At 48.5% G+C, this 1,183-nt stretch carries 1 protein-coding gene and 1 pseudogene; both read right to left on the bottom strand.

Going from position 1 to position 1,183, the window contains the following annotated elements; genetic code table 11:
* Positions 1-224 (bottom strand): annotated as a pseudogene (locus R7P67_RS25435) (hypothetical protein); the annotation flags it as partial.
* Between the two features lie 11 nt (positions 225-235).
* A partial coding sequence (locus tag R7P67_RS25440) for an LruC domain-containing protein (RefSeq protein ID WP_318086400.1) occupies positions 236-1,183 on the bottom strand: 948 nt, incomplete at its 5' end.

A 1,183-nucleotide genomic window follows, 5' to 3' on the forward strand; every position in this document is an offset into this window, starting at 1 on the left:
TGTGAAGAGTAGCCACTAATGTCAACAGATAGAGCACGAGCGACGATCGGATCGTAGTCGTAGCCATCTGGTACGTTCAGCGTTTGCATGCTTGGTTCTTCGACCACGATGGTGGTCTGAGTTGGTGGAGGCGTTGAGCTGTCACCGCTTTTATCACCGCCGCCACCTCCACCGCCGCAGGCTGTTAACGCTAATCCCATGATGATTGTGATTAAATTTTTCATAATGTGGTCTCCTATGGAATGTAGCATTTGTTTGCTTTTGGTGAGGCATGCCAGTTAGCATTTTGACTGCCGGCTGATTCAGCGTAAGTGGCAAATTGTGGATACGCGTCAACCAAGTCTACGTTTTCCAATGGCCACTCCCAGTCCTCAACAATCAGCAGAGCCCAAGGTAGGTTGTTGCTGGTTTTGAAGTACGTACCTTGTACAGGATCACTTGCATCAACCCCGAGTCCATATAAGTTGGTATCATCAAACTGCTCGGTTGGCGCTTGATCCGGTAGGTGTACTTCCCATTTTCGGCCTGGTTGGAAGGTAATACCGTCACCGTGGTAAGTGTTTGGTGTTGCAAAGATAAATGGGTCGTAAGGCATGGCTTGTAAGCCAGAGCGGTCGGAGCCTTCCTTAAAGTAAACCGTCAACGTAAAAGAGAAAGCAACGTTGTCATCACATCCTGATTGAGTTCGGAAGTAGGTACAATTGCTTTGCGTGTATTGGCTGAGATCATCGCTGATGATGAAAATGGCCTCTTCCGAGATAGTTTCCAATCCATTGCTTGCTTGTTGAACGCCGTTAAACGACAGGGTAGTTAAGCCATTCTCGATGCTTGCTTTTGCTATGCCCGGTAAACGAATAGCAAAGCCATTTTTGTATCCTGCACCGTAAGCGGCGAGGTCACCGGTGATTTGAATGTTCTCGACCACACCTTCCATACGCGTTTCTGTGATTCGGAACTGAATGACGACGTCGTTCATGTCGTAGTCTGCGGTGTATGGCCAGTTATCCTCAAACGCTACCGTTGCGTAGTCTTCTGCACTTGGGAAATGCTGAATAGATACGCCATTTTCGGTGATAGTGATTGGATGATCTTCCACTTCGCCGGAGGTTGAGCCGCCATCGTATTTGAGCCCCGTTTGTTGACTAAAGCGGAATCGGCTCCAACTTGGTCCTGCGGTTGCCAA

The sequence above is a fragment of the Vibrio sp. Vb0937 genome (assembly GCF_033338855.1).